1 protein-coding gene is annotated in these 631 nt (G+C 54.8%); it reads right to left on the reverse strand.

What is annotated here, in order from left to right:
- Positions 1 to 279: 279 nt before the first annotated feature.
- Positions 280 to 609, reverse strand: coding sequence for a c-type cytochrome (locus P3W85_RS15535; RefSeq protein ID WP_017225399.1), 330 nt, complete (start codon positions 607 to 609; stop codon positions 280 to 282).
- Positions 610 to 631 lie beyond the last annotated feature (22 nt).

The raw sequence follows: 631 nt of genomic DNA on the forward strand, positions 1-631 counted from the left end.
CGCCTTTAGGCCCTGAAAACCTAAATCAGGTCCCTACAAAATCCCAATGCAACAGAAACCGCATCACTTAATGTTTGAAACATCAATTAATCAAAAACTATTGTAAATTCGGCAAGACGAATTGAAAAAAGATGGAATAAACCGAATGGATATCAAGATTCCAAGAATCCGGCGCAGCAAAAAAAACAGACGTTCCACACCGTACCCTAGCAGCCGTTCAGGCCAGCACGAAACGTCCTCCAAGTCATCCGGATCCGGTCTTCTTATTTCACACCGGTCTCATCCAGCACTGAGGACCCACTCCGCCAGCTTCCTGGCATCGTCTTCCCCGATATTCCCATGCGCCGGCATTGGAATCCTTCCCCACACACCCTTTCCTCCCTCCCGTATCTTCCGGCCCAGTTGCTCGGGCGCCTGGCTATCCCCCTTGTACTTGGCCGCCACCTCGGCAAAGCCCGGCCCGACCACCTTGGTCTTCATGCTGTGGCAGGAAAAGCACCCGCTCTTGTCCGCCAGCGCCTGCATGTCGGGCGCCGCCTCGGCCCGGGCGGCGCACAGCGCCACCACCACCGCGGCCGTCAACGATAGAAATCCCTTCTCCTTGCGCATACACACATCCCAATCTTCTGTT

The sequence above is a fragment of the Cupriavidus basilensis genome (assembly GCF_029335485.1).
Lineage (GTDB): Bacteria > Pseudomonadota > Gammaproteobacteria > Burkholderiales > Burkholderiaceae > Cupriavidus > Cupriavidus basilensis_E.

Excerpts from the sequence above, each read along its gene's own strand:
- P3W85_RS15535 (WP_017225399.1), bottom strand. The coding sequence starts at position 609 with ATGCGCAAGGAGAAGGGATTTCTATCGTTGACGGCCGCGGTGGTGGTG.